The organism is Brevibacterium aurantiacum (assembly GCF_003932995.1).
Lineage (GTDB): Bacteria > Actinomycetota > Actinomycetes > Actinomycetales > Brevibacteriaceae > Brevibacterium > Brevibacterium aurantiacum.
Genome location: NZ_CP025333.1, coordinates 2,212,170 through 2,239,058, shown reverse-complemented (window position 1 = coordinate 2,239,058; position 26,889 = coordinate 2,212,170). Strand labels below are relative to the sequence as shown.

Here is a 26,889-nt window from a genome sequence, read left to right as displayed (position 1 = left end):
GGTCGGTGTCTCGACCCAACTCGAAGCGTGTCACAATGGATGCAACAAGTTTTCACGCGTGCCACGCCTGCATCTCTAAGGAGCACCATGTCGCAAACCGTCGCTCGTAACGGCGCAACCGATCTCGACAAATCGACGATCGACTATGCCGCCATCGCCGACCCAGGACACGGAAACTCCGTGGCCGGCTGGACCGGAGTCATCATCATCCTGATCGGTGTCGCCATCGGCTGCGTCGGCTTCACGATTCACACCGCGATGATCACCTACGTCGGCGTCGGAGTCGTCGTACTCGGCCTCATCGTGGGCATCATCCTGCGTGCCGTCGGCCTGGGAAACAAGCCGAAGAAGAAATGACAGTTCTCGACGACATCGTCACCGGCGTCCGCGAGGACCTCGAAGAGCGCCGCAAGCAGGTCGGACTGAGCGAGATCGTCGAACGTGCGCGGGCGGCCGAGCCTGCCCGTGCCTTCGACCTCGACGCGGACTTCGGCGTCATCGCCGAGGTGAAGCGACGCTCTCCCTCGCGCGGCGACCTTGCGCACATCCCCGATCCCGGCACCCTCGCCCGGCTCTATGCCGCCGGCGGTGCACGGGCGATCAGCGTCCTCACGGAGGCGCGTCGTTTCTCGGGCAGCCTCGACGACCTCGATTCGGTCAGAGCCGCCGTGGACATCCCCGTGCTCCGCAAGGACTTCATGGTCGATGAGTACCAGTTCCACGAGGCCAGGGCCCACGGCGCCGACCTCGTGCTCCTCATCGTCGCTGCCCTCGACCCGACGCAGCTGAGCGAATTCCACGCCCTGGCGAACGATCTGGGGATGACGGCGCTCGTCGAGACGCACAACGAGGCAGAACTCGAGATCGCCATGGACCTCGGTGCCCCGCTCATCGGCGTCAACACCCGCAATCTCAAAGACCTCAGCGTCGACACGGGCCGCTTCGCTCCTCTGGCAGCACGTGCGCCGAAGGGCTGCACCCTCGTCGCCGAATCCGGAGTCGCAGGACCCGCGGACGTCGCCGGCTACGCGGATGCCGGTGCTGATCTCGTCCTCGTCGGCGAAGCGCTCGTCACCGGCGGAGATCCAGAGGCAGCCGTCGCGACCTTCACCGCGACAGGGCAGGAGCACCGGGCGCGCGTCGTCTCCTGAACCGACTACCCGAACCAACTCGCACCACGAAGAGGACTGCAATGACCGATGTGAGCCAGGAGAACGGACCCTACTTCGGTTCGTACGGAGGCAGGTACTTCCCGGAAGCGCTGATTCCCGCACTCGATGAGATCGAGGAGACCTGGCGCAAGTCCCAGGTCGATCCGGAATTCACCGAGCAGCTGCTCGACCTGCAACTGAACTACATCGGCCGCCCCAGCCTGCTCACCGAGGCGACCCGCTTCTCCGCCCACTGCGGAGGAGCGAGGATCTTCCTCAAGCGTGAGGATCTCAACCACACCGGCAGCCACAAGATCAACAACGCCCTCGGACAGGCGCTGCTGGCCAAGCGCATGGGCAAGACCCGAGTCATCGCCGAGACCGGCGCAGGCCAGCACGGAGTCGCCACCGCCACAGCCGCTGCACTCCTCGACATGGAGTGCGAGGTCTACATGGGCGAAGAGGACACCCAGCGACAGGCTCTCAACGTCGCCCGGATGCGGCTGCTCGGAGCGAAGGTCAACGCGGTGAGCAACGGCACGCGCACGCTCAAAGACGCGATGAACGAGGCCATGCGCGACTGGGTCGCCAATGTCGCCGATACCCACTACATCATCGGCACGGTCGCCGGTCCGCACCCGTTCCCGGCCATGGTCCGCTCCTTCCAGAACGTCATCGGCGTCGAAGCTCGTGAGCAGATCCGCAACGCCGCCGGGCGTCTCCCCGACGCGGTCTGCGCGTGTGTGGGCGGCGGGTCGAACGCGATGGGAATCTTCGCCGCGTTCCTCGCCGACGCCGAGGTGAAGGTCTACGGCTTCGAAGCCGGGGGAGAGGGCATCGAATCCGGCCGCCACGCCGCACGCTTCTCCGGTGGTCGCCCCGGTGTCCTCCACGGTTCCGCCACGTACATCCTGCAGGACGAGGATGGACAGACCCGAGGCTCGCATTCGATCTCGGCCGGATTGGACTATCCCTCGGTCGGACCTGAGCATTCGCACCTCCACGACACCGGGCGCGTGATCTACGAACCCGTCGTCGACGAGGAGGCTATGGAAGCCATGCGTCTGCTCTCACGCACCGAAGGCATCATCCCCGCCATCGAATCCGCACACGCTCTGGCCGGGGCCATGCGTGTGGGCCAGAGCCTCGGCAGCGACGCCGTCATCCTCGTCAATCTCTCCGGCCGCGGGGACAAGGACATGACGACCGCTGCCAAATGGTTCGACTACATCGACGAAGGAGCTGTGCAGGAATGACGACTTCAGGACGCAGAACCGGCACCACACTCGACGCCGTCGACGAAGCCGGCCGCAGCGCCGCGCTCATCGGCTACCTCCCTGTCGGCTTCCCGTCCGTGGACGGGTCGATCGAGGCCATGGTCGAGCTGGTGAAGTCCGGCGTCGACATCGTCGAGGTCGGCATGCCCTATTCCGACCCGGGCATGGACGGTCCTGTCATCCAGCACGCCGCCGAGCGCGGCCTGGAGGCAGGAGTCAGGACGAAGGACGTGCTCACAGCGGTCTCAGCCATCGCAGAGGCGGGCGGAACCGCCGTGGTCATGAGCTATTGGAACCTCGTCCTGCAGTACGGCGTCTCCGCGTTCGCCCGCGATCTCGACTCGGCAGGCGGTTCGGGCATCATCACTCCAGACCTCATTCCGGATGAGGCCGCCGAGTGGACGCAGGCCTCAGACGACTACGATCTCGACCGCATCTTCCTCGCCGCTCCTTCGTCGACGCCCGAGCGGCTGTCGACGATCGTCGGCGCCAGCCGGGGATTCGTCTACGCGGCTTCGACGATGGGCGTGACCGGAGTCCGCTCTGAGGTCGACAACCATGCACGGGACCTGGTCTCCCGGCTCAAGGACGCCGGTGCGCAGCGTGCCTGCGTCGGACTCGGGGTCTCGACCCGTGAACAGGCGGCAGAGGTCGCCGAATACGCCGACGGAGTCATCGTCGGTTCCGCCCTCGTCCGTGCTCTCGACTCAGATGGTGTGCCCGGCATCTCAGCGCTGGCGTCCGAGCTTGCAGAGGGCTGTGCATGAGGCGGGCCCAACAGCTCGTTTCCGACACCATCGACCTCGGGGCTCTGACGATCCCGGTCTGGGTCCTGTGGGTGGCCGCGGTCGTCGTCTGCATCATCGTGACGACCATCATCGTGCGCATCAATCGCCGTGCCCGGAAGATCGCGCGCGCCTCGAGCGAGGCTGGGCAGACGGGCGCAGAGAACGGACGAGCACCCGGTTTCGGATTCTACGGAGCCGTCACCTCGGCGATCTCCATCACTCCTGATGTGAAGTCGAAATCACGGCGCGGCGAGGACCCGAAGTCCGGCGAGTGAGACGTTTTGGTTCACTGTTCGATCCTTTCTCAACTTCGTCTCTTGCGTCACAAGGTGTAAATTAGATACCCGGCCGTGAGAACCACGTCACACATCTATGTCCAAGGACGATCTTCGAAGGGCATGTTTTCAGTCAGCTAGGGACAGCGCCGTCTTTAACGATCATTACTAGACCCCGTAAAGGCAGCGATGCACAGTGAACACCAGACGAACCCGAAATCTTCGCACCACCCAGTCCGCGACGGGCTCTACGATCCGGCACTCGAACATGATGCCTGCGGCCTCGCGCTCATCGTCCGCTACCGCGGCAACCCCGACCATGAGGTCGTCGATCAGGCCCTGACGGCCCTGCGCAAGCTCGAACACCGCGGCGGAATCGGCTCCGATGAGGGCACCGGCGACGGAGCGGGCATCACCCTCCAGGTTCCGCACGACTACTTCGCCGAGGTGCTCGCCGGAGACGGCGTCGAACTTCCCGCACCGGGATCCTACGCAGTGGGCATCGGATTCTTCGCTCAGAACTACAACGACGACCTGGTTCCGGCCGGAGACATCCTCGGCCGCGACAACGACGCAGTTGAGGCTCCCGCGGATGCCGATCAGGACGAACTGGTGGCGCGTCTGGCGGGTGAAGAGGGTCTGAGCGTCCTCGCCTTCCGCGATGTGCCCCATGATGAGAGCGTGCTCGGCGATATCGCGCTGACGACGATGCCGCGGATGCGTCAGGTCTTCTTCACGCTCGCACCGGACTACCCGGCCAGGGACGATCAGGACCTCACCCGCCGCGCCTACATCCTGCGCAAGCGACTCGATCACGAGGGGCTCTACTTCCCTTCGCTCTCACCTGCGACGATCACCTACAAGGGCATGCTCTCGACGGGCCAGCTCTCATCGTTCTACACGGAACTCAACGATGAGCGCGTGACCTCGCGGATCGCTCTCGTCCACTCTCGTTTCTCGACGAACACCTTCCCTTCCTGGCAGCTGGCCCAGCCGTTCGGCACGATCGCCCACAACGGCGAGATCAACACGGTGCGCGGCAACCGCAACTGGATGCAGGCGCGAGAATCGATGCTGGCCTCCGACCTCCTCGAGTCTCCTGTGCCTGAGACCTCACGCAGCCTCGATCGACTGTGTCCGATCGTGCCCTCGGGTGCGTCCGACTCGGCATCGTTCAACGCGGTGCTCGAACTCATGGTCGCCTCGGGCAGGTCGCTGCCGCAGGCGATGCTGATGATGATCCCCGAAGCCTGGGAGAACAACCCCGGCATGGGCGAATCACGCAAGGCCTTCTACGAGTACCACTCGCTGCTCATGGAGCCGTGGGATGGTCCGGCCTGCGTCGCCTTCACCGACGGAAAGCTCGCTGGCGCTGTCCTCGACCGCAACGGCCTACGCCCTGCCCGCTACGTCATGACCTCGGATACCGTCGTGCTCGCCAGCGAGATCGGCGTCGTCGACCTTCCCGAGGCGGAGATCGTCTCCCGCGGCCGACTCACTCCGGGACGTATGTTCCTCGTCGACATCGAGTCAGAGCGGATCATCTCCGACACCGAGATCAAGAACCAGCTCGCCACCCAGCATCCGTATGAGGAATGGGTCGCCGACTGCTCCAAGCGTCTCGACGAGCTGCCGACACGGGTCCACGTCACCCACCCTCAGGCCTCCGTGCGACGCCGCCAGCGCACCTTCGGCTACACCGAGGAGGAGCTGCGGGTCCTCATCGCCCCGATGGCCGAAACCGGAGCGGAACCGCTCGGAGCCATGGGCACCGATACGGCCGTCGCGGCTCTCAGCCAGCGTCCCCGGCTGCTCTTCGACTACTTCCATCAGAACTTCGCGCAGGTGACGAACCCGCCGCTGGACTCGATCCGCGAGGACATCGTGACCAGCATGTCCTCGGGCATCGGTCGCGAGGGAAACCTGCTGGAGTTCTCACAGCCGGACTCAGCGCACATTCTGCTCGACCAGCCTGTCATCGACAACGACGAGCTCACGGCGATCGCCCACATTCAGGGCCGCCACCTCGGCGTCGATGATCCTCGCCCCAGCGTCATCCTGTCCGGCCTCTACTCGGTCAACGCCGGACCAGAGGCCATGAAGCACCGTCTCGCGGCTCTCTGCGAGGAGGCGGATGCGGCAGTCGAAGCAGGCGCCGTCTTCATCATCCTCAGCGACCGTGACTCGACCGCTGATCTGGCGCCGATTCCCTCGCTTCTGCTCACCTCAGCGCTCCACCACCATCTGGTGCGGCAGCGGTCGCGGACTCGGGTATCGATCATCGTCGAAGCCGGTGACGTCCGCGAGGTCCACCATGTGGCTACGCTCGTGTCCTTCGGCGCTTCGGCTGTCAACCCCTACCTCGTCATGGAGACGGCGGAAGCCCTGGTGCGCTCCGACAGGATCCGCGGAATCAGCGAGTCCGCCGCCGTCGCCAATGTGCTTACGGCGCTGAATAAGGGCCTGTTGAAGATCATGTCGAAGATGGGCATCTCGACCGTGCAGTCCTATCACGGTGCGCAGACGTTTGAAGCCCTCGGGCTGGCTGATGCCTTCGTCGACGAGTACTTCACTTCGACTCCGCATCAGCTCGGCGGCAAGGGGATCGTCGAGATCACCGCAGAGTCGAGCGCACGGCACGCCGATGCCTACCGCGACGACCATCCGCGCCCTTCCCACCGCAACCTGCTGGTCGGTGGCGAATACCAGTGGCGCAGAGAAGGTCCCGAACACCTCTTCAACCCGGAGACCATCTTCAAGCTCCAGCACTCGACGGCTACTGGTCGCTTCGACATCTTCGGCGAGTACACGAAGGCCATCGATGAGCAGTCGCGGGAGCTGATGACGCTGCGTGGACTCTTCGATCTCGTTCCCACCGAATCGGGCCCGATCGACATCTCAGAGGTCGAGCCGGCCTCCGAGATCATGAAGCGCTTCTCCACCGGTGCGATGAGCTACGGCTCGCTGTCCCAGGAAGCGCACGAGACCCTGGCCATCGCCATGAACCGGATCGGCGGCAAGTCGAACACCGGTGAGGGCGGGGAGGATACTGAGCGTCTCGTCGATCCCGAGCGTCGCTCGGCGATCAAGCAGATCGCCAGCGGTCGCTTCGGCGTCACGAGCCACTACCTCACCGAGGCCGATGATCTCCAGATCAAGATGGCCCAGGGAGCCAAGCCCGGAGAGGGCGGCCAGCTTCCGGGCACCAAGGTCTACCCGTGGATCGCGCAGACCCGCCACGCCACCCCAGGCGTCGGCCTCATCTCGCCTCCGCCGCACCACGACATCTACTCGATCGAGGACCTCGCACAGCTCATCCACGACCTCGGTCGTGCCAACGCCAAGGCGCGAGTCCACGTCAAGCTGGTCTCGGCCATCGGTGTGGGAACGGTCGCCGCGGGCGTCGCGAAGGCAGGAGCCGATGTCGTCCTCATCTCCGGCCATGACGGAGGAACGGGCGCCAGTCCGCTCAATTCGCTCAAGCACGCAGGCACACCCTGGGAGCTCGGCCTCGCCGAGGCTCAGCAGACCCTCGTCCTCAACGGCCTTCGCGAGAAGGTCAGCGTGCAGGTCGACGGTCAGCTGAAGACCGGCCGCGATGTCATCATCGCTGCCCTGCTCGGCGGTGAGGAGTTCGGCTTCGCCACGACGGCTCTTGTGGTCTCCGGCTGCATCATGATGCGTGTCTGCCACAAGGACACCTGCCCCGTGGGCGTGGCCACTCAGAACCCGAAGCTGCGCGAGCGCTTCCACGGTCAGGCCGATCACGTCGTCAACTTCTTCACCTTCATCGCCGAGGAGGTCCGCGGGTATCTCGCGGCACTGGGCCTGCGTTCCCTCGACGAGGCGATCGGCGCTGTCGAACGCCTGCGCGTCGATGAGGAGCGGGCAGCCGCCTCGGGCCTCGACCTCGATCTGGAGTCGATCCTCAAGGTTCCCGCCGATGTCCACGGCCGCACCGATGTGGAGCGCAAATGCTCCACCGGCGTCGACCGCGACTTCGCCGAGGAGCTCGACCTGCGCCTGCTCGCTCAGGCACGGGAGGCCATCACGTCGGGGAACGAGCTCACCATCACCTCGGCGATCGAGAACACCGACCGCAGCGTTGGCACCCTGCTCGGCCACCACGTCACGCTCGAGCATGCAGATGCAGGACTGCCTGAGCACACGATCCGGCTCGATCTCCACGGCACCGCCGGCCAGTCGCTCGGTGCCTACCTGCCGCGCGGCGTGAGCATCGACCTGCACGGCGATGCCAACGACTACGTCGGCAAGGGTCTCTCAGGCGGCACCATCAGCGTGGCGCCGCACCCGGAGAACCCGACCCGGCCTGAGTACAACGTCATCGCCGGCAACGTCCTCGGCTACGGGGCGACGGCAGGCAAGCTGTTCGTCTCCGGCCAGGTGGGGGAGCGCTTCATGGTGCGCAACTCCGGCGCCGAGGCGGTCGTCGAGGGCATCGGCGACCACGGGCTTGAGTACATGACCGGCGGCATCGCCGTCATCCTCGGGTCCACCGGCCGCAACTTCGCCGCGGGAATGTCGGGAGGCACCGCCTACGTCCTCGACTTCAACCCGGCCAGGCTCAATCCGAAGGAACGTGCAGCGGGTATCTTCCGCTTCACGGGAGTCGGCGTCGACGATATGGCTGTGCTCCAGCGACTGCTGGACGAACACGTTCAGTGGACAGGGTCGCCGTTGGCCTCCCAGCTCCTCGACGGGCTCCGCCGCGGAGAGGACGTCCTCTCGCGCTTCACGAAGATCATTCCCGTCACCTATGCACGGGTCAAGGACATCCAGGACGAGTTCGCCGCCGCAGGTCAGCCTGCCGATTCGGACGCCGCCTGGCACAAGATTCTGGAGGCCACCAATGGCTGATCCGCACGGATTCCTCACCATCGAAAATCGGGAGACGCCTCGCCGTCGGCCCGTGCCCATCCGCCTCATGGACTACCGTGAAGTCTACGAAGCGGGCGACCCCGAACAGCTGCGCAGGCAGGCCTCGCGATGCATGGACTGCGGCGTGCCCTTCTGCCATCAGGGATGCCCGTTGGGCAACCTGATTCCCGAGTTCAACGATGCGATGTACCGGGGCGAGCTGCCGCGGGCCGTCGAACTCCTGCATGCCACGAACAACTTCCCGGAGTTCACCGGCAGGGCCTGCCCGGCGCCGTGTGAGAACGCGTGCGTCCTCGGCATCAACCAGCCAGCGGTGACGATCAAGCAGGTCGAGGTCACCATCGTCGACCAGGGATTCGCAGCCGGACTCATCCAGCCGGCGATTCCCGACCGGATCACCGGACACACGGTGGCCGTCATCGGCTCGGGTCCGACCGGGCTCGCCGCAGCCCAGCAGCTGACCCGCGCCGGTCACACCGTCGTCGTCCACGAACGTGACGACCGCCTCGGCGGCCTGCTGCGCTACGGAATCCCGGACTTCAAGCTCGAGAAGCACCACATCGATCGCCGCATCGATCAGATGCGGGCCGAAGGCACGCGGTTCAAGACCTCGGTCGAGATCGGCGTCGACATCACCCTCGACGATCTGCGGTCGAGCTTCGACGCGGTCATCGTCTGCACCGGTGCCACCGTGCCCCGCGACATGGCGATCGGCGGGCGCGAGCTCGACGGCGTCGAGTTCGCGATGGACTACCTCGTGCCCTCGAACCGGTCCCAGGCCGGTGAGCGTCCGGGCGGCGACGCGATCGTCGACGCACAGTTCGATGCGCGGGACAAGAACGTGATCATCATCGGCGGCGGAGACACCGGAGCCGACTGCCTCGGCACCGCTCTGCGGCAGAAGGCCGCCTCGGTGACGACCCTGGCGATCGGCGCTCAGCCGCCAGAAGAGCGCAGCGAGATGGACCCGTGGCCGACGGTGCCCCGCGTCTTCGAAGTCCAGTCCTCACACGAGGAGGGTGGTACGCGCCAGTATTTGGCATCGACGACGGGATTCGTCGGCGATGAGACCGGTCGGGTGACGGGCATCGAGGTCGCCAAGACGCAGTTCGTCGACGGTCGTCGCGTCCCGACCCCGGGAACAGAGCATCGGCTCGACGCCGATCTCATCCTGCTGGCGCTCGGCTTCTCAGGGCCGGAGTCGGAGTCCCTGGCTCTCGAGGTGGCCGCGAACGGTGCATTCGACCGTGACGCGTCCTATCAGGGGTCTCAGCCAGGCGTCTTCATCGCCGGAGATGCCGGGCGCGGACAGTCGCTCATCGTCTGGGCGATCGCGGAGGGCCGCTCCGTGGCCGCTGAGGTCGATCGCTTCCTCACCGGGTCGACGAGGCTGCCAGCACCGGTCGGACCACAGGACACGAGTTTTAAATGCTAAGATGATTCGTGTCATTAAATGAGAAGACCGCACATTGTGGTGCGTGATCTTTCAACGACGAGCAGACGTGACGGGCGGGTCGAACCGCCCGTCACGATGCAGGTAGGGTGGTGTACATGAGGCGTGCAAAGATAGTCGCAACATTAGGTCCGAATCAGAATTCCTATGAAGAGATCCGCGCACTCGTAGACGAGGGCGTCGATGTAGCCAGGTTCAATCTCAGCCATGGCAACCGCGAAGAGCACGAAGAGAAGTTCGCCTGGGTCCGCCAGGCCGCACTCGATACCGGACGCGCAGTAGCCGTGCTGCTCGACCTCCAGGGCCCCAAGATCAGGGTGGGCAATTTCGCCAACGGCAAGGAAGAGCTCGTCGAGGGCGCAACGTTCACCATCACCAACCGCGATGTCGACGGCACCGCCGAGGTGGTGAGCACGACTCTGTCGACGCTGCCCGGGGATGTCTCCGTCGGAGATCCGCTGCTCATCGACGACGGTCGTCTGCGCCTGCGGGCCACCGAGGTGACTGAGACCGACGTCGTCACAGAGGTCGAGATCGGCGGTACGATCTCCAACCACAAGGGAATCAATCTGCCGGGCGTCCCGGTCTCCGTGCCGGCGCTGTCCGAGAAGGACGTCGATGACCTCAAGTGGGGCCTCCAGCTCGGCTTCGACTGGGTCGCACTGTCCTTCGTCCGCAGTCCCGCCGACATGGACGACGTCCGTGCCGTCATGGACGAGGTCGGCATCACGGCCCCAGTCATCGCCAAGCTCGAGAAGCCGCAGGCTGTCGAGCAGCTCGATGAGGTCATCGATGCCTTCGACGGCATCATGGTCGCTCGCGGCGACCTCGGCGTCGAACTTCCGCTCGAGCAGGTCCCGATCGTGCAGAAGCGTGCGGTCGAGATCGCCCGTCAGCAGGCCAAGCCTGTCATCGTCGCGACGCAGATGCTCGAGACGATGATCGATGCGGCACGTCCCACCCGCGCTGAGGCCAGTGACTGCGCGAACGCCGTCCTCGACGGTGCAGATGCGCTCATGCTCTCCGGCGAGACCTCGGTGGGAAGCCATTGGATCGACGCGATCCGGACCATGAGCCGGATCATCGAGTCCACCGAAGAGCACGGTATGGAGCGGATCCCGTCGCTCGGCACCGTTCCTCACACCAAGGGCGGCGCAGTGACGGCCGCAGCGGTGCAGATCGCCGAACAGCTGGGCATCGATCTGCTCTGCACCTTCTCACAGACAGGCGACTCCGTCCGGAGGATGTCGCGGCTGCGTCCCGGATGGCCGATCCTCGGCTTCACTCCGGATCCGCAGGTGCGCCACCAGTTGGCTCTGACATGGGGTGTGCGGCCCTACCTGGTGAAGACCGTGCGCCATACAGATCAGATGGCACGACAGGTCGATGCTGTACTGTTGGCCGACGGAACGGCCCGCGAGGGAGATCAGAGCATCCTCGTTGCCGGGTCCCCTCCCGGAATTCCCGGCTCGACCAACGCTCTGCGCATCCACACGATGGGTGATGCGGCCAAGGGCGTTGCCGCGGCGTACGAAGACTCCTCGGACAACGAGGAGGATCCGTTGGCCGGATACGGCATCGTGTCCGAGTCGCCGATCACTCGTGAGGTGCCGATCGTCAAAGAGAGCGGCACACCCAGGCACTGAGGCGTCGACAACGGCGGCCACCCCGAGTCGGGGTGGCCGCCGTTGTCATGTGCCCAGGCAGGCGAAGAGCCAGTGAGATGCACTTCACTCGAACTTGCGGAATTTCCGAGATTGCTCAACAGTTGTGCTGTGGGTGAACGGCTCGTGAGATGAGCCTTGCCCGGAAACCAACAGACGAAGAAGAGGAATGGCATGAGATTGTCCAAATGGAGCCGATCATTCGGGGTGCAGGTCACCATAGCCCTGATTGCGGGCGTGATCCTCGGACTGATTGCCCGCTCCTGGGGGCCGGTCAGCGAAGACCAGGATAACTGGCTCGGAACGACCCTGGACACCATCGGATCCTCCTATGTGACCCTCCTCAAGGCAGCTGTCGTGCCGCTCGTGATCACCGCGATCATTGCCAGCATCGGCAATCTGCGCAAGGTCACCAACGCGGCCAGACTCGCCGTCTCCACGCTCCTGTGGTTCGCATTCACGGCGCTCATCGCCGTTCTCATCGGACTCATCCTCGGCGTCGTGATTCAGCCGGGCATGCACGCTGACGCCACATCGTTGAGCGGTTCGGCCCCCGATTCGGAAGGCAGCTGGATCGGATTCCTCACCGGACTCGTACCCGTCAACTTCCTCGGGCTCGAGGTCGGCACCTCCGCCGATGAGGCCGGCGGATTGGTCTCCGAGGTCGACTTCAACATCCTTCAGCTCATCATCGTCTCCGGCGCGATCGGCATCGCCGCGGTCAAGGTCGGCAAGGCCGCTGAACCCTTCCTCCAGTTCACCGAGGCGGCACTGGCCGTCGTGCAGAAGGTTGTGTGGTGGATCGTGCGCATCGCACCGATCGGCACCCTTGGCCTCATCGGCAATGCCGTGAACTCCTACGGCTGGTCGACCATGGGTTCCCTGCTGTGGTTCGTCGTCGCGGTCTACGTGGGGCTGGCGATCGTATTCTTCGTCGTCTACCCGACTCTGGCCAAGCTCAACGGTCTCTCCGTTCGCCAGTACTTCTCTGGTGTGTGGCCGGCCGCGCAGATGGGCTTCGTCTCCCGGTCATCGATCGGCACTATGCCGGTGACCCAGAAGGTCGCCACCGACAACTTCGGTGTTCCCCAGAGCTACGCGGCCTTCGCGGTGCCCTTCGGTGCGACCACGAAGATGGACGGCTGTGCTGCGATCTACCCCGCGATCGCCGCCGTGTTCGTGGCTCAGTTCTTCGGAATCGATCTCACGATCGTCCAGTACTTCCTCATCGTCTTCGTCTCGGTCATCGGTTCGGCGGCAACGGCAGGAACGACCGGTGCCACGGTCATGCTGACTCTGACGCTGTCCACGCTCGGTCTGCCGCTCGAAGGTGTGGGACTGCTGCTGGCGATCGAACCGATCGTCGACATGGGGCGCACGGCTCTCAACGTCTCCGGACAGGCACTCATCCCGGCGATCGTCGCGAAGCGCCACGGCATCCTCGATGAGGTGCGCTATGATTCCGATCGCATCGACGGCTATGTGCCAGTCGATGAGGATGCGGACGAGAGCGTTCTTGCCGGCAGCAGCGCCGAAGGTTCCGACGAGGCTGAACTCGAACAGCCGTCGGGCGGGACTCGAGCCTGAGCGGCTTCGACGCCTGCTGGCCCTGAGCGCCGAGCACTGATGCACAAGACCCCCGAACCTGAGTTCGGGGGTCTTGTGCATCTGAGCGCTGATTCATCTGCGCACTGAATCTCAGAACAAACTGAGACTTGGAGCTATTTGTACCGGATGTGGGACTCGAACCCACACGTCTCTCGACAATGCATTTTGAGTGCACCGCGTCTACCGATTCCGCCAATCCGGCTGGGCCGCGGATGGAATCCGCGACAGGGACGAGTTTACGACAGCTTTTATGTGATTGCACAATCGGTGCCGAGGCTCGGTGCTGCCGCCGTTTCCAGTTCCTGTTCGGTGGCGACGATCACACGGGTGGCTACCATCACAGAAGAAACTTGGGTACCGATGTCGGTGCACGGATGAGGCCTGGTTTAGACTGGTGCCGTGCTTTCAAACAGCGAACAACCAACTTCAGATGAGTCCGTGCCGGTTCGCCGCGTCGTAGTGGCGGAAGACGAGGCCGTGATTCGTCTCGATATCGTCGAGATGCTGCGCGAGGTCGGATACGACGTCGTCGGCGAAGCCGCAGACGGCGAATCCGCTATCCGCCTGGCCGAAGAGCTGCGCCCAGATCTCGTCGTGATGGACATCAAGATGCCCATCCTCGACGGAATCTCCGCAGCGGAGAGGATCGCCAAGGCGCGCATCGCCCCGGTGGTCCTGCTCACCGCCTTCTCGCAGAAGGAGCTCGTCGAGCGAGCTCGCGATGCCGGAGCAATGGCCTACGTGGTCAAGCCCTTCACGGCCGCGGACCTCATCCCAGCCCTCGAGATCGCCCTGTCGCGTCACGCGGAGATCAGCTCCCTGGAGAGTGAGATCTCCGACCTGACCGAACGCTTCGAGACCCGCAAGGTCGTCGAACGCGCCAAGAGCCTGCTCCAGACCTCGATGGGTCTCAACGAGCCCGAGGCCTTCCGGTGGATCCAGAAGACCTCGATGGACCGCCGCCTGACCATGCGTGAGGTTGCCGATACCGTTCTCAAGCAGATCGGCTCCAGCAAGTAGCTCACACCCCACCCGAACACATACTGAGGCCGGCGAATCCGATGAGGATTCGCCGGCCTCCTTCATTCAGCGGTGACAGCCTGTCGGCCGGTCACCGGCCGCTGCTCACTTGGGTTCGGTCTTGAGGATCATGTTCGTGATCCGCACGATCGAGAGAAGCCGGCCGGCGGCATCGGTCATCTTCACCTCATGGGACACGATCGTACGTCCCTGGTGGAGCACCTCGGCGCGGCCGGTCACCGTACCGTCTCGAGCCGCGCGCAGATGCGTGGCGTTGAGGTCGACTCCGACCACGTTCTTGCCACCGGAGATGAGGAACGAGTGCATCGAGGCCAGGGACTCGGCCAGCACGACATGACCGCCGCCGTGGAAGAGGCCCATCGGCTGAGTGTTGTCCGTCACCGGCACCGCTCCCGTGACATGGTCATGGCTGAGTTCTGTGAACTCGATGCCCATCTTCGCGGCGAGGGCACCGACCGCTTCTGGACTGTTGAGCTGGCCGAGCATCTCCCGACACTGATCTTCAGTGGTGTGAGCGCTCAGCGATGCGGTCGGAATGAACATCGTTCTCCTTCATGTCAGTTTTGAACGATAGGCTATGTCATGTGACTCAAGTAAACGAATCCCTCCTGCTCATCGATGGACACTCTCTGGCCTACCGGGCATTCCACGCCCTTCCGGTGGAGAACTTCTCCACCAGCACCGGCCAGTCGACGAACGCCATCTACGGCTTCATCTCGATGCTCATCAATGTCCTCAGGGACGAGTCACCCAGCCACGTGGCCGTGGCCTTCGACCTGGGGCGACAGACCTTCCGCCTCGAGGAGTACCCCGAATACAAGGCAGGACGAGCCAAAACGCCGCCGGAGTTCCACCCGCAGATCGATCTGATCAAGGACATCGTGGTGGCCATGGGCATCACAGTGGTGACCAAAGAGGGCTTCGAAGCAGACGATGCGCTGGCGACCATGGCGCGTATGGGCACCGAAGCCGGTGCGCAGGTCGAGGTGATGAGCGGGGACAAGGACTCCTTCCAGCTCTCCAACGACTCCGTGACGATCCTCTACCCCAAACGCGGAGTCAGCGACCTCAATCGCATGACCCCGGCAGCGATCGAAGAGAAATACGCGGTCACGCCCGTGAACTACCGTGGGCTCGCGGCCCTGGTGGGGGAGAAGGCCGACAATCTTCCCGGCGTCCCCGGGGTCGGTGACAAGACCGCAGCGAAGTGGTTGGCCGCCTACGGTGATCTGCCGGGTGTGCTGGAGAACGCGGACGCGATCAAAGGCAAGGTCGGGGAGAAGCTGCGCGACCACATTTCTGAGGTCGAACGCAATTTCCGACTCAACCGCCTCCTCGACGATGTCGACCTGGGCCTGACCTATGCCGATCTCAAATGGGGAGAGGGCGACCCGAGCGAGCTCTCGAGCCTGTTCGACCAACTCGAATTCCAGGCCCTCGGCAAACGACTGAGTGCGATCTTCGGCGAAGAGGCCGTCCCAGAGGAGGCTTCGGGTCCCGCCCGCGAGGTCTCCGTTGAGACCCTCGACGTGCCCGCACTTCTGGAGAAGATGGCGGACTCCGATGTGCTCGCCCTCGATTCCGATGCGCGGTACGAACTCGGACACGGTGACGTGCGGATACTTGCCGTGTCCGGTGCGCCCGACGAGGCCTGGGTCGTCGACCTCGCCGAGGCGGGGGAAGCCGATGTCTCGAAACTGAGCTCGGCGCTGCGGTCGAAGACCCTCATCCTGCACAGTTCGAAGACACAGATCAAGGCCTGGCGTTCACTGGGCCTGGACGTCGACGACGTTGCCGGTGACACGGCCCTGGCTGCCTACCTGCTGGTGCCCGATCAGCGCAGCTACGAACTGCAGCAGATCGCACTCGAACGCGCCGGGATAGAACTCAGCGATGCCGAGTCCGACAGCGGGCAGCTGGCACTTGACCTCGAATCCGATCAAACCGCTCAGACCCACGGGCACAGGGCGGCCGCGCTGCTCGAGGTCCATGACATTCTGGCGGCGAAGATCGACGAAGCCAATATGAGCCAGGTCTATCGCGATATCGAACTGCCGTTGGTGCCTGTGCTGGCCAGAATGGAACTGGCCGGCATCGCCGTCGACGAGGCAGGACTGTCCGGACTCATCGACGAATTCACGAAGCAGGCCAACGCGAGCGCAGAACTCGCCTATGAGGCGATCGGCCATGAGGTCAACCTCGGGTCGCCGAAGCAGCTGCAGACCGTGCTCTTCGACGAGCTCGACATGCCCAAGACCAAGCGCACGAAGACCGGGTACACCACCGACGCCGAGGCGTTGGCGGAGCTGTTCATCAAGACCGAGCACCCGTTCCTGCAGCACCTGCTGGCCTACCGTGACTCCACGAAGCTCAAGCAGACCGTCGTCGGACTTCTCAAAACCGTGGCCGAGGACGGACGCATCCGCACCACCTACCAGCAGACCGTCGCTGCGACAGGGCGGCTGTCCTCACTCGACCCGAACCTGCAGAACATTCCGGTGCGCACCGAATCGGGGCGACGGATCCGCGAGATCTTCATCGCCGACCCACACGTCGACGACGCTCGACTGCTCACGGCTGACTACTCGCAGATCGAAATGCGCATCATGGCCCACCTCTCTGGCGACGCCGCACTGATCCAGGCATTCAAGGACGGCGAGGACCTGCACTCCTACGTCGGGTCTAAGGTCTTCGGCGTCGGCATCGACGAGGTCGACTCGGCGATGCGTTCGAAGGTCAAGGCCATGTCCTACGGTCTGGTCTACGGACTCTCCGCCTATGGTCTCTCCCGCCAGCTGGCCATCGGCGTCGACGAGGCGAAGAATCTCATGGAGCAGTACTTCGAACGCTTCGGAGCAGTCAAGGACTACCTCGACGAGATCGTCGAACAGGCACGCGCCAACGGCTACACCGAGACCATCATGGGTCGCAGGCGCTACCTGCCGGCACTGCACAGCGACCGGCGACAGCTGCGGGACATGGCCGAACGCGCTGCGCTCAACGCCCCGATCCAGGGATCTGCCGCGGACATCATGAAGATCGCCATGCTCAAGGTCAGCGACCGCCTCGGTGATCACAAGTCAACGGTCCTGTTGCAGGTCCATGACGAGATCATCGTCGACGTCCACCCCGAGGAGATCGACTCTGTCACGCAGATCGTCACCGAGGAGATGGGCTCAGCCTTCGAACTCGACGTGCCGCTCGACGTCAACGTCGGCACCGGAACCTCCTGGCACGACGCAGCGCACTGAGCCCGGAGTCAGTCCTTGTTGAGCGTGGTGGAGAAGATGACGGTGCCGGGCATGAGGGAGCCGCGCAGCGGAGACCAGCCGCCCCAGGCCGTCTGATTGGACTCCGGCCATTCCGGCTCGGTCACCGAATCGATCGTGAAGCCGGCCGTGACCAGCAGATTCACCCAATCTCCCATCGTGCGATGGTGCTCGGCGTAGACGGGCTGTCCATCGGAGGAGATCTCGACGTAGGGGGTGCGGTCGAAGTAGGAGTATTCGACCGTCAGGCCCGCTTCACCGGGCACATCGGGGAACATCCACCGCATCGGATGGGTCGTTGAGAACGCCCACCGTCCACCGGGGCGGACCACACGTGCGACCTCGGACAGAACCACCTCGGCGTCCTTGACGAAGGGAAGGGCACCGTAGGAGGAGAACGCGACATCGAAGCTGTTCGAAGCGAACGGCAGTTCTCGGGCATCAGCGTGGAGGAACGTCGGGGGAGTGGCGTCCTCGCTGAGGGGATGCTCTCGCTGCAGGCGAGAAGCCTGCTCGAGCATGCCGGCGGAGACGTCTACGCCCGTGGCGATGGCACCTTCTTCGGCCAACCAGCGCGAGCACTGACCGGCACCGCAGCCGACCTCGAGGATCTGGCGTCGGCGCACATCGCCGAGCAGATTCACATCGGATTCGTGAATTCCCTCGGGACACCACATGAACTCCGAGGCGCCCAGGAAACTGCCGTGTTCGGCGAGGTACTCCTCGGCGGAATTGTCCCAATACCCTCTGTTGGCGCGTACTGAGGCCTCTTCATCGATGGGCAGATAGCCACCGCTGATGACCTCGGCTTGATAACTTCCGTCGCTCATCATTCCTCCGTGGCGATCGCCATGTTTCTTTTCCGACTTCGGCGTGCATTCACGCCATGGATGATGCTAGTATTGACAACCGTATGCGCGTATGCATACATGTCCAAAATCGTAATCGAGACCGGATCCAGTTCTCGGGCTGTTTCACAGCATCGCCTCAGAGTATCGGATCTGGACCATAATTCCATCGGAGTCCCAACCTATATGACCACCACCACGCCGGAATCGGTGCAGCCGAAGCAGGTCGCTGTCAACGACATCGGAACCGCTGAGGACTTTCTCGCCGCAGTCGACGAAACGATCAAGTACTTCAACGATGGCGACATCGTTGAGGGCACCGTCGTCAAGGTCGATCGCGACGAAGTGCTCGTCGACATCGGATACAAGACGGAAGGCGTCGTCCTTTCGCGAGAACTCTCCATCAAGCATGATGTCGATCCCGGCGAAGTCGTCGAGGTCGGGGACGAAATCGAAGCCCTCGTTCTTCAGAAGGAAGACAAAGAAGGCCGACTCATGTTGTCCAAGAAGCGCGCTCAGTACGAGCGTGCCTGGGGCGACATCGAAAAGATCAAGGAAGACGACGGTGTTGTCACCGGTACGGTCATCGAGGTTGTCAAGGGCGGCCTGATCGTCGACATCGGACTGCGCGGCTTCCTGCCCGCTTCCCTCGTCGAGATGCGTCGCGTCCGCGACCTTGCTCCTTACATCGGCCAGCAGGTCGAAGCCAAGATCATCGAACTGGACAAGAACCGCAACAACGTCGTTCTGTCCCGTCGCGCATGGCTCGAGCAGACCCAGTCCGCTGTCCGCCACGACTTCCTGCAGACCCTGCAGAAGGGCCAGGTCCGTCCCGGCGTCGTTTCCTCGATCGTCAACTTCGGTGCATTCGTCGACCTCGGTGGTGTCGATGGACTCGTACACGTGTCTGAACTGTCTTGGAAGCACATCGATCACCCAGGCGAGGTCGTCACCGTTGGTGACGAGGTCACCGTTGAGGTGCTCGACGTCGACATGGATCGCGAACGCGTCTCCCTGTCGCTCAAGGCGACTCAGGAAGACCCATGGCAGCACTTCGCTCGCACCCACGTCATCGGCCAGATCGTTCCCGGCAAGGTCACTAAGCTGGTTCCGTTCGGTGCGTTCGTGCGCGTCGAAGACGGCATCGAAGGCCTCGTCCACATCTCCGAACTCGCAGTTCGCCACGTGGACCTGCCAGAACAGGTCGTCTCCGTTGACGAGACCATCTACGTCAAGGTCATCGACATCGACCTCGAACGTCGCCGCATCTCGCTGTCGCTGAAGCAGGCGAACGAAGGCGTCGACCCAGAGGCCGACGAATTCCTCGACCCTGCCCTCTACGGCATGCCGCAGGAATACGACGAAGACGGCAACTACAAGTACCCAGAAGGCTTCGATCCCGAGACCAACGAGTGGATGGAAGGCTTCGATTCACAGCGCGAGGTCTGGGAGCAGCAGTACGCTGCCGCTCAGGAACGCTGGGAAGAGCACAAGAAGCAGGTCGCCAAGGCGATCGCTGCGGATGCCGAAGCCGGCTCCGAAGAAGCAGGCAGCGCTCCTGCCGAAGCTGCTCCAGCCACCGGATCGTTCTCCTCGGAAGAGGCAGGCGACGAAGGAACACTGGCCAGCGACGAAGCTCTCGCAGCTCTGCGTGAGAAGCTTGCAGGCAGCTGATAACAGCACTCACAAGGGCTCCCGGTCGATTGATCGGGAGCCCTTTGTGTTTGCTCCCACTCTGCGACAGCGGGCTCGTCCCTGGCTGTGGTACGCGCTTCTGCTGACCGTTGTCAGCATCTGTGTGTTCGGGCAGGTCGCTGCCGATCCCGGTGGACAGGTCGTCGCAAGCAATGACGACTCATCGCTGTTCATCTGGTGGCTCGGACATGCGGCCGAGCTGCTCGGCTCACAGCTCGGCTTGGGAAACGACGCAGCTCAGGGCGGAACCGCGGACGGCTACCTCTACACGGAGGCGATGAACACTCTCCACGGGGGAGTCAACGGCGCTTGGAACACCTCCCTGGCCGGACTGGGGCTGATCTTAGCGCCCATCACCTGGGCAGCGGGACCCGTCGTCAGCTACAACCTGCTCATCATCTCCATCCCTGTCCTCGTGAGTCTGGCGACCGCGGCGCTGTTCTCACGGTTCCTCACCCACGTCCCCGCCTTCGTCGCGGCCGGCGGTGTCGGCTTCTCCAGCTACGTCATCGCACAGGCCTCCGGCCATCCCAACCTCGCCTTCGCCGTCGCCCCGCCACTGGTGGCGCTGATCATCATCAAACTGGTCCTGCGGGCTCCGCAGACGGGCTTCGCCAGCCGTGAGTTCTGGGCGCTGAGCCTCGGACTCGGCGCCGTCCTCGGCTTCCAGTTCTACGTCTCCACCGAGGTGCTCGCCGGAACCTTCATCGCGGCACTGTGTCTGCTCATCTCCATCGCCGTCTTCGGCCGAAGAGCGTGGACCCTGGCCGGTTGGCTGCGGTTAGGGCTTGGTGGTGTGATCGGCTCTGCCCTTGCACTGCTGCTCGCGATTCCCCTGCTGCTGACCATGCGCGGCCCGAACGCCCCCACAGGCGCAATCAGACCCCATGGGGTGTGGAACACCGACCTGCTCGACCCCATCATCCCCGCAGGCCCGACGCTGCTCGGGTCCGGATCATCGCCGATCCCGCGCGTCATGGACATCGATTCCGCCGAGCTCGGAGCCTATGTCGGCATTCCCGCGCTCATCGCCGCCGTCATCATCGTCATCTGCCTGATCCAGCGTCGAAGGTACACGACGATCCTGGCCATCGCCTCGGCGACGGGGTTCCTGGTCTTCGTCCTTTCACTGGGCTCACCCGTCCTCCTCAACGGGACGGTCGTATCCGGGGTCGGTCCCTTCGCGCTGATCGAAGCGATCCCTGTGCTCAACAACATTCTGCCCATGCGCCTGGTCCTGCATTCGACGATCGCCCTGTTCGCGATCCTCGGCTGCGGGCTGCAATGGGCCCTGGAGAATATCCGAAGGCGCCGAGCCCAGGCGCTGCTGGGACTGCTCGTCATCTCCGCGGTGGTCGTGGCCCCCGGGGTGCAGACCTCGCGAGAGGTCTACGTGCCGGACTTCTACACCGAGTCCATCACCGAGGTGGTCCCCGCCGGGGCCGTGGTCAAGACCGTGCCGCGCCCCCTGGCCTGGGCCGAACCGCATGCCGATGAGGCCATGGTGTGGCAGGCCGTGAGCGGCTTTCACTACCGGGAGACCGGCGGGTACTTCATCGGCTCGAGCCCGGAGTCGGACGTCACCTATGCGGCCCCCGAAGACGCTCTCGACGAGGTCCTCTACGACACGGTCTTCGCCGGCGCACCCTTCCCCGACCCCGACAGCGCCGAAGTCCGTGCCGCCGTCGACGAGCTGCGCGCCTCGGGAGTCGACTATGTGATACTCGCCCCTGATGCCCCACTGCTGCCCGGCGAACCCGGTGACTACGAAGACTTCCTCAACTCGAGCCTCGGCGAGCCGATGTTCGATGACGAGGGTGTTCTCGTCTACCCGCTGAATCGCTAGCGCCGGGTCATATCGCTAGGCTGAAGGCATGTTGAAAATAGGTCTCACCGGCGGCATCGGTGCCGGGAAGTCAACCGTCTCCGAGATCCTCGCCGACCATGGCGCGGCCATCATCGACGCCGACAAGATCGCGCGTGAAGTCGTCGCACCGGGAGAGCCGCTGCTGGCTCAGCTCGCCCAGCGGTTCGGTGAGGACGTCATCGCCGACGATGGGGGACTCGACCGAGCTCAGCTGGCGGCCGCGGCCTTCGGGGACGAAGAGTCGACCGCGGCACTCAACGCCCTCATGCATCCGGCCATCCGCGATCGCACGATCGCACACTTCGCCGAACATGCCGACGCCGATGTGGTCGTCCACGATGTCCCCCTTCTCGTCGAGAACGGGATGACCCCGTCCTACCACCTCAACCTCCTCGTCGATGTGCCAGCCGAACTTCGACTGCAGCGGCTGATGAGCGCCCGAGGCATGGACCGCGCCGATGCAGAGTCACGCATTGCCCGCCAGGCTACCGATGAACAGCGCTACGCGGTCTGCGACGTCATCATCGACAACGCGGGAGAGGTCAGCGACACCCGGGACACCGTCGCCCGGCTGGTCGAAGACCGGATCTTCCCGTTTGCGGCCAATCTGGCCAAACGGAAACGTGCCCAGCGCGGACCGGCCGAACTCGTCGAGCCCGGTGGCCACGACTGGTCTCTGCAGGCACAGCGGATCATCGCCAAACTCCACCACGGTCTCGGCGATCATTTCCGCATCGACCACATCGGATCAACAGCGGTGCCCGATCTCGCGGCGAAGGACATCATCGATCTGCAGCTCCTCGTCCCCGATCTCGGCGTTGCACGTGATCTGTCCGACCGCTTGGCGGAGCTGGGATTTCCCGGCCAGGATTCGGTCGACAACCTCGGCGAGGGGCAGCAGGAGGCCAAACGATTTCACGCGAACACGGACCCGGGCCAGGCAGTCAACCTCCACGTCCGAACGACGGATTCCGTCGGCGCCGCCTTCGCACGGAAGTTCGTTGAGCTGCTGAGCAGCGACGAGAGCGAACGACGCAGGTATGAGCAGCTGAAACGAGCTCTGGCCCACGAACATGCCGATCATGGAGACTCCCACGGCTATGCGGAGGCGAAGGAACCCTACTTCCTGGCGATGCGCCGACAGCTCGTCCCAGCCAGCTTCGACTGAACCGTCCACACCGGAGTCTCGTCCCAACAATTCACTGTGTCATGGGCGGGGGCTAGTGTTGGACCATGAGCTCAGAACGTCCCCTTCCAGCCATCGGCCACCGGCCTGATGTCACGCGCACAGTCGCCCCGTTCGAAGTCGTGTCCGAATACTCCCCATCCGGTGATCAGCCCACGGCGATCACCGAGATCTCCGAACGCCTCGATCAGGGGGAGCGGGACATTGTTCTCCTGGGTGCCACCGGTACAGGCAAGTCCGCGACCACAGCCTGGCTGATCGAACAGGTGCAGCGCCCGACGCTGATCATGGCGCCGAACAAGACCCTGGCCGCGCAGCTGGCCAACGAGTTCCGACAGCTGCTGCCCAACAACGCCGTTGAGTACTTCGTCTCCTACTACGACTACTACCAGCCTGAAGCCTACGTTCCTCAGACCGACACCTTCATCGAGAAGGACTCCTCGGTCAACGACGAGGTCGAGCGGCTGCGCCACTCCGCAACGAACTCCCTGCTGACTCGGCGTGACGTCGTCGTGGTCTCGACCGTGTCCTGCATCTATGGTCTGGGCACACCGGAGGAATATGTCGACCGGATGGTGACGCTGCAGAGAGGCGAGCAGTGTGACCGTGACGAACTGCTCAAACGCTTCGTGTCGATGCAGTACGCCCGCAACGATATGGCGTTCACTCGCGGAACCTTCCGGGTCAGGGGCGATACGGTCGAGATCATCCCGCAGTATGAGGAGCTGGCCCTGCGCATCGAGTTCTTCGGCGATGAGATCGAATCCCTGCAGACGCTGCACCCGCTGACCGGTGAGATCGTCCGTGAGGAGGAGACCATCCACGTCTTCCCCGCCTCGCACTATGTCGCCGGTGAGAATCGGATGGGTCGGGCCGTCAGTGAGATCGAGGACGAGCTGCAGAAGCGGCTGAGCGAATTCGAATCACAGAACAAGCTCCTCGAGGCACAGCGCCTGAAGATGCGCACCACCTACGACCTCGAGATGATGGAGTCCATGGGCTTCACCTCCGGCATTGAGAACTACTCCCGCCACATCGACGGACGCCCCGCCGGATCGGCACCGAACTGTCTGCTCGACTACTTCCCCGAAGACTTCCTCCTCGTCGTCGACGAGTCCCATGTGACGGTGCCCCAGATCGGCGGCATGTACGAGGGCGACATGTCGCGCAAACGCACCCTGGTCGAACACGGTTTCCGCCTGCCCAGTGCGATGGACAACCGTCCCCTGAAATTCGACGAGTTCCGTGAACGCATCGGGCAGGCCGTGTATCTGTCCGCGACCCCGGGCAATTTCGAACTGGGCAACGCGAACGGCTATGTCCAGCAGATCATCCGACCCACAGGCCTGGTCGATCCGGAGATCGTCGTCAAACCAACGAAGGGACAGATCGACGATCTGCTCGACGAGATCAGAACCCGCGTCGATGCCCAGGAGAGAGTCCTAGTCACCACGTTGACGAAGAAGATGGCCGAGGACCTCACGGACTATCTCCTCGAACACGATGTGCGCGTTCAGTACCTTCACTCCGACGTCGACACTCTGCGCCGAGTCGAACTCCTGACCGAGCTGCGGGCCGGAGAGTTCGACGTGCTCGTGGGCATCAACCTTCTGCGTGAGGGTCTCGACCTGCCCGAAGTCTCCCTGGTGGCCATCCTCGACGCCGACAAGGAAGGCTTCCTGCGTTCGGCGACTTCGCTGATTCAGACGATTGGTCGCGCGGCTCGAAATATCAACGGCCAGGTGCATATGTACGCCGACACGATCACCCGGTCGATGCGAGAGGCCATCGACGAGACTGATCGCCGACGTGAAATACAGGTTGCTCACAATAAGGAACACGGCATCGACCCCATGCCGCTGGTCAAGAAGATCGCGGACATCACCGATCGCCTGCAGCGCGAGGACGCAGACACGCGTGAGCTCCTCACCGAATTCGACTACGGCAAGGGCAAACGCGGATACAACTCGACGCTGACCGATGAACAGCGCCAGGCCGCAGGAAAGTCGGGATCGCTGCGCCCACCTGCTGCTGACCTGACCGAACTCATCGAGTCCCTGACCTCGCAGATGCACACAGCCGCAGCGGAGCTCCAGTTCGAGCTCGCCGCACGGCTGAGAGACGAACTCTCGGATCTCAAGCAGGAGCTGCGGCAGATGAAGCAGGCCGGGCACGCCTGATTCGACCCGCGTGCAAGTGCACGAGCAGCCACGCGACTATACTGGTAAGGCTGGCGAAAGGGAGTATCCCGTCCATCCGTGCTCGTCATCACGATCCCACAGAGGGTCCGGGCGCGGAGCGCACGCCGCCACTGCTGCAGTGGACTTAGCGTGGGAGAGACTTTCGGCACGGATACGCTCCCGACACCTTTGAAAGGCATTCATGGATATCCTGTCCTCCACACTCGCAGCAGGCGGTCAAGCCGCAGCTGGGGGTGAATCCGCCATTCCCCCGTGGTTCATGATCACATCGGGCATCGTCGTCGTCGCCATCCTCGTCTTCGATCTCCTTCTCGTCATCAAGCGCCCCCACACTCCTTCGATGAAGGAAGCCGGCATCTGGGTCGCCTTCTACGTCGGCCTCGCCATCATCTTCGCCGGTGCGCTCTTCGCCATCGGAGACGCCACACACGGCAGCGAATTCCTCACCGGCTGGCTGCTCGAATACTCGTTGAGCATCGACAACCTGTTCGTGTTCATCATCATCATGGGCAGCTTCTCGGTTCCGCGGAAGTATCAGCAGGAAGTCCTCATGGTGGGCATCATCATCGCCATCGTCTTCCGCGGCATCTTCATCCTGGCCGGTTCTGCGATCATCACCGCATTCGTCGAGGTCTTCTTCATCTTCGGCATCTTCCTCCTCATCGTCGCCTACAGGCAGGCATTCAGTGATGAGGACGAAGGCGATGGAGAGAACGGGCTCATCCGCCTTCTGCGCAAACGGATCAACGTCGTCGACGAATACCACGGCAACAGCCTGCGCGTGACGATCGAAGGCAAGAAGTACTGGACGCCCATGTTCATCGTCTTCATCGCGATCGGATCCACAGACGTCATGTTCGCGCTGGACTCGATTCCAGCGATCTTCGGAGTCACACAGAATACGTTCCTGGTCTTCACCGCCAACGTCTTCGCACTGATGGGGCTGCGTCAGCTCTACTTCCTGCTCGGAGGCCTCGTCGACAAGCTCGTCTACCTCCACTACGGAATTGCGGCGATCCTTGCCTTCATCGGCGTCAAACTCTTCATCCATGCTCTGCACGAGTCGGACTGGGAGTTCCTGTCCTGGGGCAGCAACATCCCTGAGGTGCCGACGTGGCTGTCGTTGAGCTTCATCGTGGTCGCCATGGCTGTGGCGACGCTCGCCTCCCTGGCGAAGATGAAGAAGGAAGGCATCCCCATCCGCAGCACGAATGCCGAGGACTCAGACGACTCGCAGGACTGAGCGGCTGTTCCTTCTCGCAGCAGATGCGACTGTGCGCGGGTGACCTCCCTCGGGAGAGCACCCGCGCACATGGGCAAGAGGGCCTGGCGGCCAGCTTGCCGAGAACAGCCTCAGGCTTGGGAGAATGGGCCGAAGACCGGTGTCCACTCCCGAACGATCGTCTCGTCGATCACACCGACGGAGGCATAGGGGTCTTTGGCCAGATGAGCTTCGATGTCCTCACGGCTCGCAGCCTGCATCAGCAGAAGACCGCCGGGGGCCGGATCATTGTCCAGAGGTCCTGAAGCCAGAACGGTTCCGGCTTCGTACAGTTCGGACTGCCACGCACGATGGGCGGGCCGTGATTCCATCCGGGTGTCAGTATCTGGACCATAGACATAGTTGACAGCGAAAACCGGCATCTGAAACTCCTGAGGTTCGATCA

At 63.5% G+C, this 26,889-nt stretch carries 19 protein-coding genes and 1 tRNA gene; 16 read left to right on the top strand and 4 right to left on the bottom strand.

Annotation, left to right across the window (positions count from 1 at the left end; translation table 11 throughout):
- Nucleotides 1-87 precede the first annotated feature (87 nt).
- The 9 genes from CXR25_RS10420 (at nucleotide 88) to CXR25_RS10380 (ending at nucleotide 13,094) form a co-directional block, all read left to right on the top strand.
- Complete coding sequence (locus CXR25_RS10420; RefSeq protein ID WP_009881401.1) at nucleotides 88-357, top strand: HGxxPAAW family protein; 270 nt, start codon at nucleotides 88-90, stop codon at nucleotides 355-357.
- The gene (gene trpC, locus CXR25_RS10415) at nucleotides 354-1,151 is read left to right on the top strand and encodes an indole-3-glycerol phosphate synthase TrpC (protein WP_096158774.1); all 798 of its coding nucleotides are present in this window, start codon (nucleotides 354-356) and stop codon (nucleotides 1,149-1,151) included. The genes CXR25_RS10420 and trpC overlap by 4 nt, the downstream gene beginning before the upstream one ends.
- A 41-nt stretch (nucleotides 1,152-1,192) precedes the next feature.
- Nucleotides 1,193-2,407, top strand: a complete 1,215-nt coding sequence (trpB, locus tag CXR25_RS10410; RefSeq protein WP_009881399.1) for a tryptophan synthase subunit beta — start codon at nucleotides 1,193-1,195, stop codon at nucleotides 2,405-2,407.
- Nucleotides 2,404-3,195 carry a tryptophan synthase subunit alpha gene (gene trpA / locus CXR25_RS10405; RefSeq protein WP_009881398.1) on the top strand — a complete coding sequence of 264 codons (792 nt, stop codon included), beginning with the start codon at nucleotides 2,404-2,406 and terminating at the stop codon, nucleotides 3,193-3,195. The genes trpB and trpA overlap by 4 nt, the downstream gene beginning before the upstream one ends.
- Entirely contained in the window at nucleotides 3,192-3,491 is a 300-nt protein-coding gene (locus tag CXR25_RS10400) for a hypothetical protein (protein WP_096161941.1), read from the top strand. Before trpA ends, CXR25_RS10400 begins: the two co-directional genes overlap by 4 nt.
- Nucleotides 3,492-3,680: 189 nt before the next feature.
- Entirely contained in the window at nucleotides 3,681-8,369 is a 4,689-nt protein-coding gene (gene gltB, locus CXR25_RS10395) for a glutamate synthase large subunit (protein ID WP_009881396.1), read from the top strand.
- Nucleotides 8,362-9,825, top strand: coding sequence for a glutamate synthase subunit beta (locus CXR25_RS10390; protein WP_009881395.1), 1,464 nt, complete (start codon nucleotides 8,362-8,364; stop codon nucleotides 9,823-9,825). The genes gltB and CXR25_RS10390 overlap by 8 nt, the downstream gene beginning before the upstream one ends.
- A 116-nt stretch (nucleotides 9,826-9,941) precedes the next feature.
- Nucleotides 9,942-11,489 carry a pyruvate kinase gene (pyk, locus tag CXR25_RS10385; RefSeq protein ID WP_009881394.1) on the top strand — a complete coding sequence of 516 codons (1,548 nt, stop codon included), beginning with the start codon at nucleotides 9,942-9,944 and terminating at the stop codon, nucleotides 11,487-11,489.
- A gap of 192 nt (nucleotides 11,490-11,681) precedes the next feature.
- Nucleotides 11,682-13,094 carry a dicarboxylate/amino acid:cation symporter gene (locus CXR25_RS10380; RefSeq protein ID WP_035277952.1) on the top strand — a complete coding sequence of 471 codons (1,413 nt, stop codon included), beginning with the start codon at nucleotides 11,682-11,684 and terminating at the stop codon, nucleotides 13,092-13,094.
- A gap of 141 nt (nucleotides 13,095-13,235) precedes the next feature.
- Here CXR25_RS10380 and CXR25_RS10375 read toward each other — a convergent pair.
- A tRNA-Leu gene (locus tag CXR25_RS10375) sits at nucleotides 13,236-13,317 on the bottom strand.
- A 197-nt stretch (nucleotides 13,318-13,514) separates the two neighbouring features.
- On the opposite strand from CXR25_RS10375, the gene CXR25_RS10370 reads away from it, so the two are divergent.
- Nucleotides 13,515-14,135 carry an ANTAR domain-containing response regulator gene (locus CXR25_RS10370; RefSeq protein WP_050773324.1) on the top strand — a complete coding sequence of 207 codons (621 nt, stop codon included), beginning with the start codon at nucleotides 13,515-13,517 and terminating at the stop codon, nucleotides 14,133-14,135.
- Between the two features lie 105 nt (nucleotides 14,136-14,240).
- On the opposite strand, the gene CXR25_RS10365 is transcribed toward CXR25_RS10370, so the two are convergent.
- Nucleotides 14,241-14,699: a PaaI family thioesterase gene (locus tag CXR25_RS10365; protein ID WP_009881391.1), complete on the bottom strand. Its 459-nt coding sequence runs from the start codon at nucleotides 14,697-14,699 to the stop codon at nucleotides 14,241-14,243.
- A gap of 41 nt (nucleotides 14,700-14,740) precedes the next feature.
- Between CXR25_RS10365 and polA the strand changes: the two genes are divergently transcribed.
- Nucleotides 14,741-17,407, top strand: a complete 2,667-nt coding sequence (gene polA / locus CXR25_RS10360; protein WP_125240542.1) for a DNA polymerase I — start codon at nucleotides 14,741-14,743, stop codon at nucleotides 17,405-17,407.
- An 8-nt stretch (nucleotides 17,408-17,415) separates the two neighbouring features.
- Here the strand turns inward: polA and CXR25_RS10355 are convergent, their stop codons facing one another.
- On the bottom strand, nucleotides 17,416-18,255 hold the full coding sequence (locus tag CXR25_RS10355; RefSeq protein ID WP_009881388.1) for a class I SAM-dependent methyltransferase: 840 nt from the start codon (nucleotides 18,253-18,255) through the stop codon (nucleotides 17,416-17,418).
- A 204-nt stretch (nucleotides 18,256-18,459) separates the two neighbouring features.
- Between CXR25_RS10355 and rpsA the strand changes: the two genes are divergently transcribed.
- The 5 genes from rpsA (at nucleotide 18,460) to CXR25_RS10330 (ending at nucleotide 26,465) form a co-directional block, all read left to right on the top strand.
- Complete coding sequence (gene rpsA, locus CXR25_RS10350; RefSeq protein ID WP_069600240.1) at nucleotides 18,460-19,947, top strand: 30S ribosomal protein S1; 1,488 nt, start codon at nucleotides 18,460-18,462, stop codon at nucleotides 19,945-19,947.
- Between the two features lie 46 nt (nucleotides 19,948-19,993).
- Nucleotides 19,994-21,814 carry a hypothetical protein gene (locus CXR25_RS10345; protein WP_096160751.1) on the top strand — a complete coding sequence of 607 codons (1,821 nt, stop codon included), beginning with the start codon at nucleotides 19,994-19,996 and terminating at the stop codon, nucleotides 21,812-21,814.
- A 28-nt stretch (nucleotides 21,815-21,842) separates the two neighbouring features.
- Nucleotides 21,843-23,003, top strand: coding sequence for a dephospho-CoA kinase (coaE, locus tag CXR25_RS10340; RefSeq protein WP_096167334.1), 1,161 nt, complete (start codon nucleotides 21,843-21,845; stop codon nucleotides 23,001-23,003).
- A gap of 65 nt (nucleotides 23,004-23,068) precedes the next feature.
- Nucleotides 23,069-25,201 (top strand): excinuclease ABC subunit UvrB, encoded by a 2,133-nt coding sequence (gene uvrB, locus CXR25_RS10335; protein WP_125240541.1) that lies wholly within the window; start codon nucleotides 23,069-23,071, stop codon nucleotides 25,199-25,201.
- 202 nt (nucleotides 25,202-25,403) lie between these two features.
- Nucleotides 25,404-26,465, top strand: a complete 1,062-nt coding sequence (locus CXR25_RS10330) for a TerC family protein (RefSeq protein WP_096160749.1) — start codon at nucleotides 25,404-25,406, stop codon at nucleotides 26,463-26,465.
- Between the two features lie 110 nt (nucleotides 26,466-26,575).
- Here CXR25_RS10330 and CXR25_RS10325 read toward each other — a convergent pair whose 3' ends face one another.
- Complete coding sequence (locus tag CXR25_RS10325) at nucleotides 26,576-26,866, bottom strand: YciI family protein (protein ID WP_096145592.1); 291 nt, start codon at nucleotides 26,864-26,866, stop codon at nucleotides 26,576-26,578.
- Nucleotides 26,867-26,889 lie beyond the last annotated feature (23 nt).

What these genes read in the sequence shown, in the direction of transcription:
- CXR25_RS10420 (WP_009881401.1), top strand. Translation starts at nt 88, where the DNA reads ATGTCGCAAACCGTCGCTCGTAACGGCGCAACCGATCTCGACAAATCG.
- trpC (WP_096158774.1), top strand. Translation starts at nt 354, where the DNA reads ATGACAGTTCTCGACGACATCGTCACCGGCGTCCGCGAGGACCTCGAA.
- trpB (WP_009881399.1), top strand. Translation starts at nt 1,193, where the DNA reads ATGACCGATGTGAGCCAGGAGAACGGACCCTACTTCGGTTCGTACGGA.
- trpA (WP_009881398.1), top strand. Translation starts at nt 2,404, where the DNA reads ATGACGACTTCAGGACGCAGAACCGGCACCACACTCGACGCCGTCGAC.
- CXR25_RS10400 (WP_096161941.1), top strand. Translation starts at nt 3,192, where the DNA reads ATGAGGCGGGCCCAACAGCTCGTTTCCGACACCATCGACCTCGGGGCT.
- gltB (WP_009881396.1), top strand. Translation starts at nt 3,681, where the DNA reads ATGCACAGTGAACACCAGACGAACCCGAAATCTTCGCACCACCCAGTC.
- CXR25_RS10390 (WP_009881395.1), top strand. Translation starts at nt 8,362, where the DNA reads ATGGCTGATCCGCACGGATTCCTCACCATCGAAAATCGGGAGACGCCT.
- pyk (WP_009881394.1), top strand. Translation starts at nt 9,942, where the DNA reads ATGAGGCGTGCAAAGATAGTCGCAACATTAGGTCCGAATCAGAATTCC.
- CXR25_RS10380 (WP_035277952.1), top strand. Translation starts at nt 11,682, where the DNA reads ATGAGATTGTCCAAATGGAGCCGATCATTCGGGGTGCAGGTCACCATA.
- CXR25_RS10365 (WP_009881391.1), bottom strand. Translation starts at nt 14,699, where the DNA reads ATGTTCATTCCGACCGCATCGCTGAGCGCTCACACCACTGAAGATCAG.
- CXR25_RS10355 (WP_009881388.1), bottom strand. Translation starts at nt 18,255, where the DNA reads ATGAGCGACGGAAGTTATCAAGCCGAGGTCATCAGCGGTGGCTATCTG.
- rpsA (WP_069600240.1), top strand. Translation starts at nt 18,460, where the DNA reads ATGACCACCACCACGCCGGAATCGGTGCAGCCGAAGCAGGTCGCTGTC.
- coaE (WP_096167334.1), top strand. Translation starts at nt 21,843, where the DNA reads ATGTTGAAAATAGGTCTCACCGGCGGCATCGGTGCCGGGAAGTCAACC.
- uvrB (WP_125240541.1), top strand. Translation starts at nt 23,069, where the DNA reads ATGAGCTCAGAACGTCCCCTTCCAGCCATCGGCCACCGGCCTGATGTC.
- CXR25_RS10330 (WP_096160749.1), top strand. Translation starts at nt 25,404, where the DNA reads ATGGATATCCTGTCCTCCACACTCGCAGCAGGCGGTCAAGCCGCAGCT.
- CXR25_RS10325 (WP_096145592.1), bottom strand. Translation starts at nt 26,866, where the DNA reads ATGCCGGTTTTCGCTGTCAACTATGTCTATGGTCCAGATACTGACACC.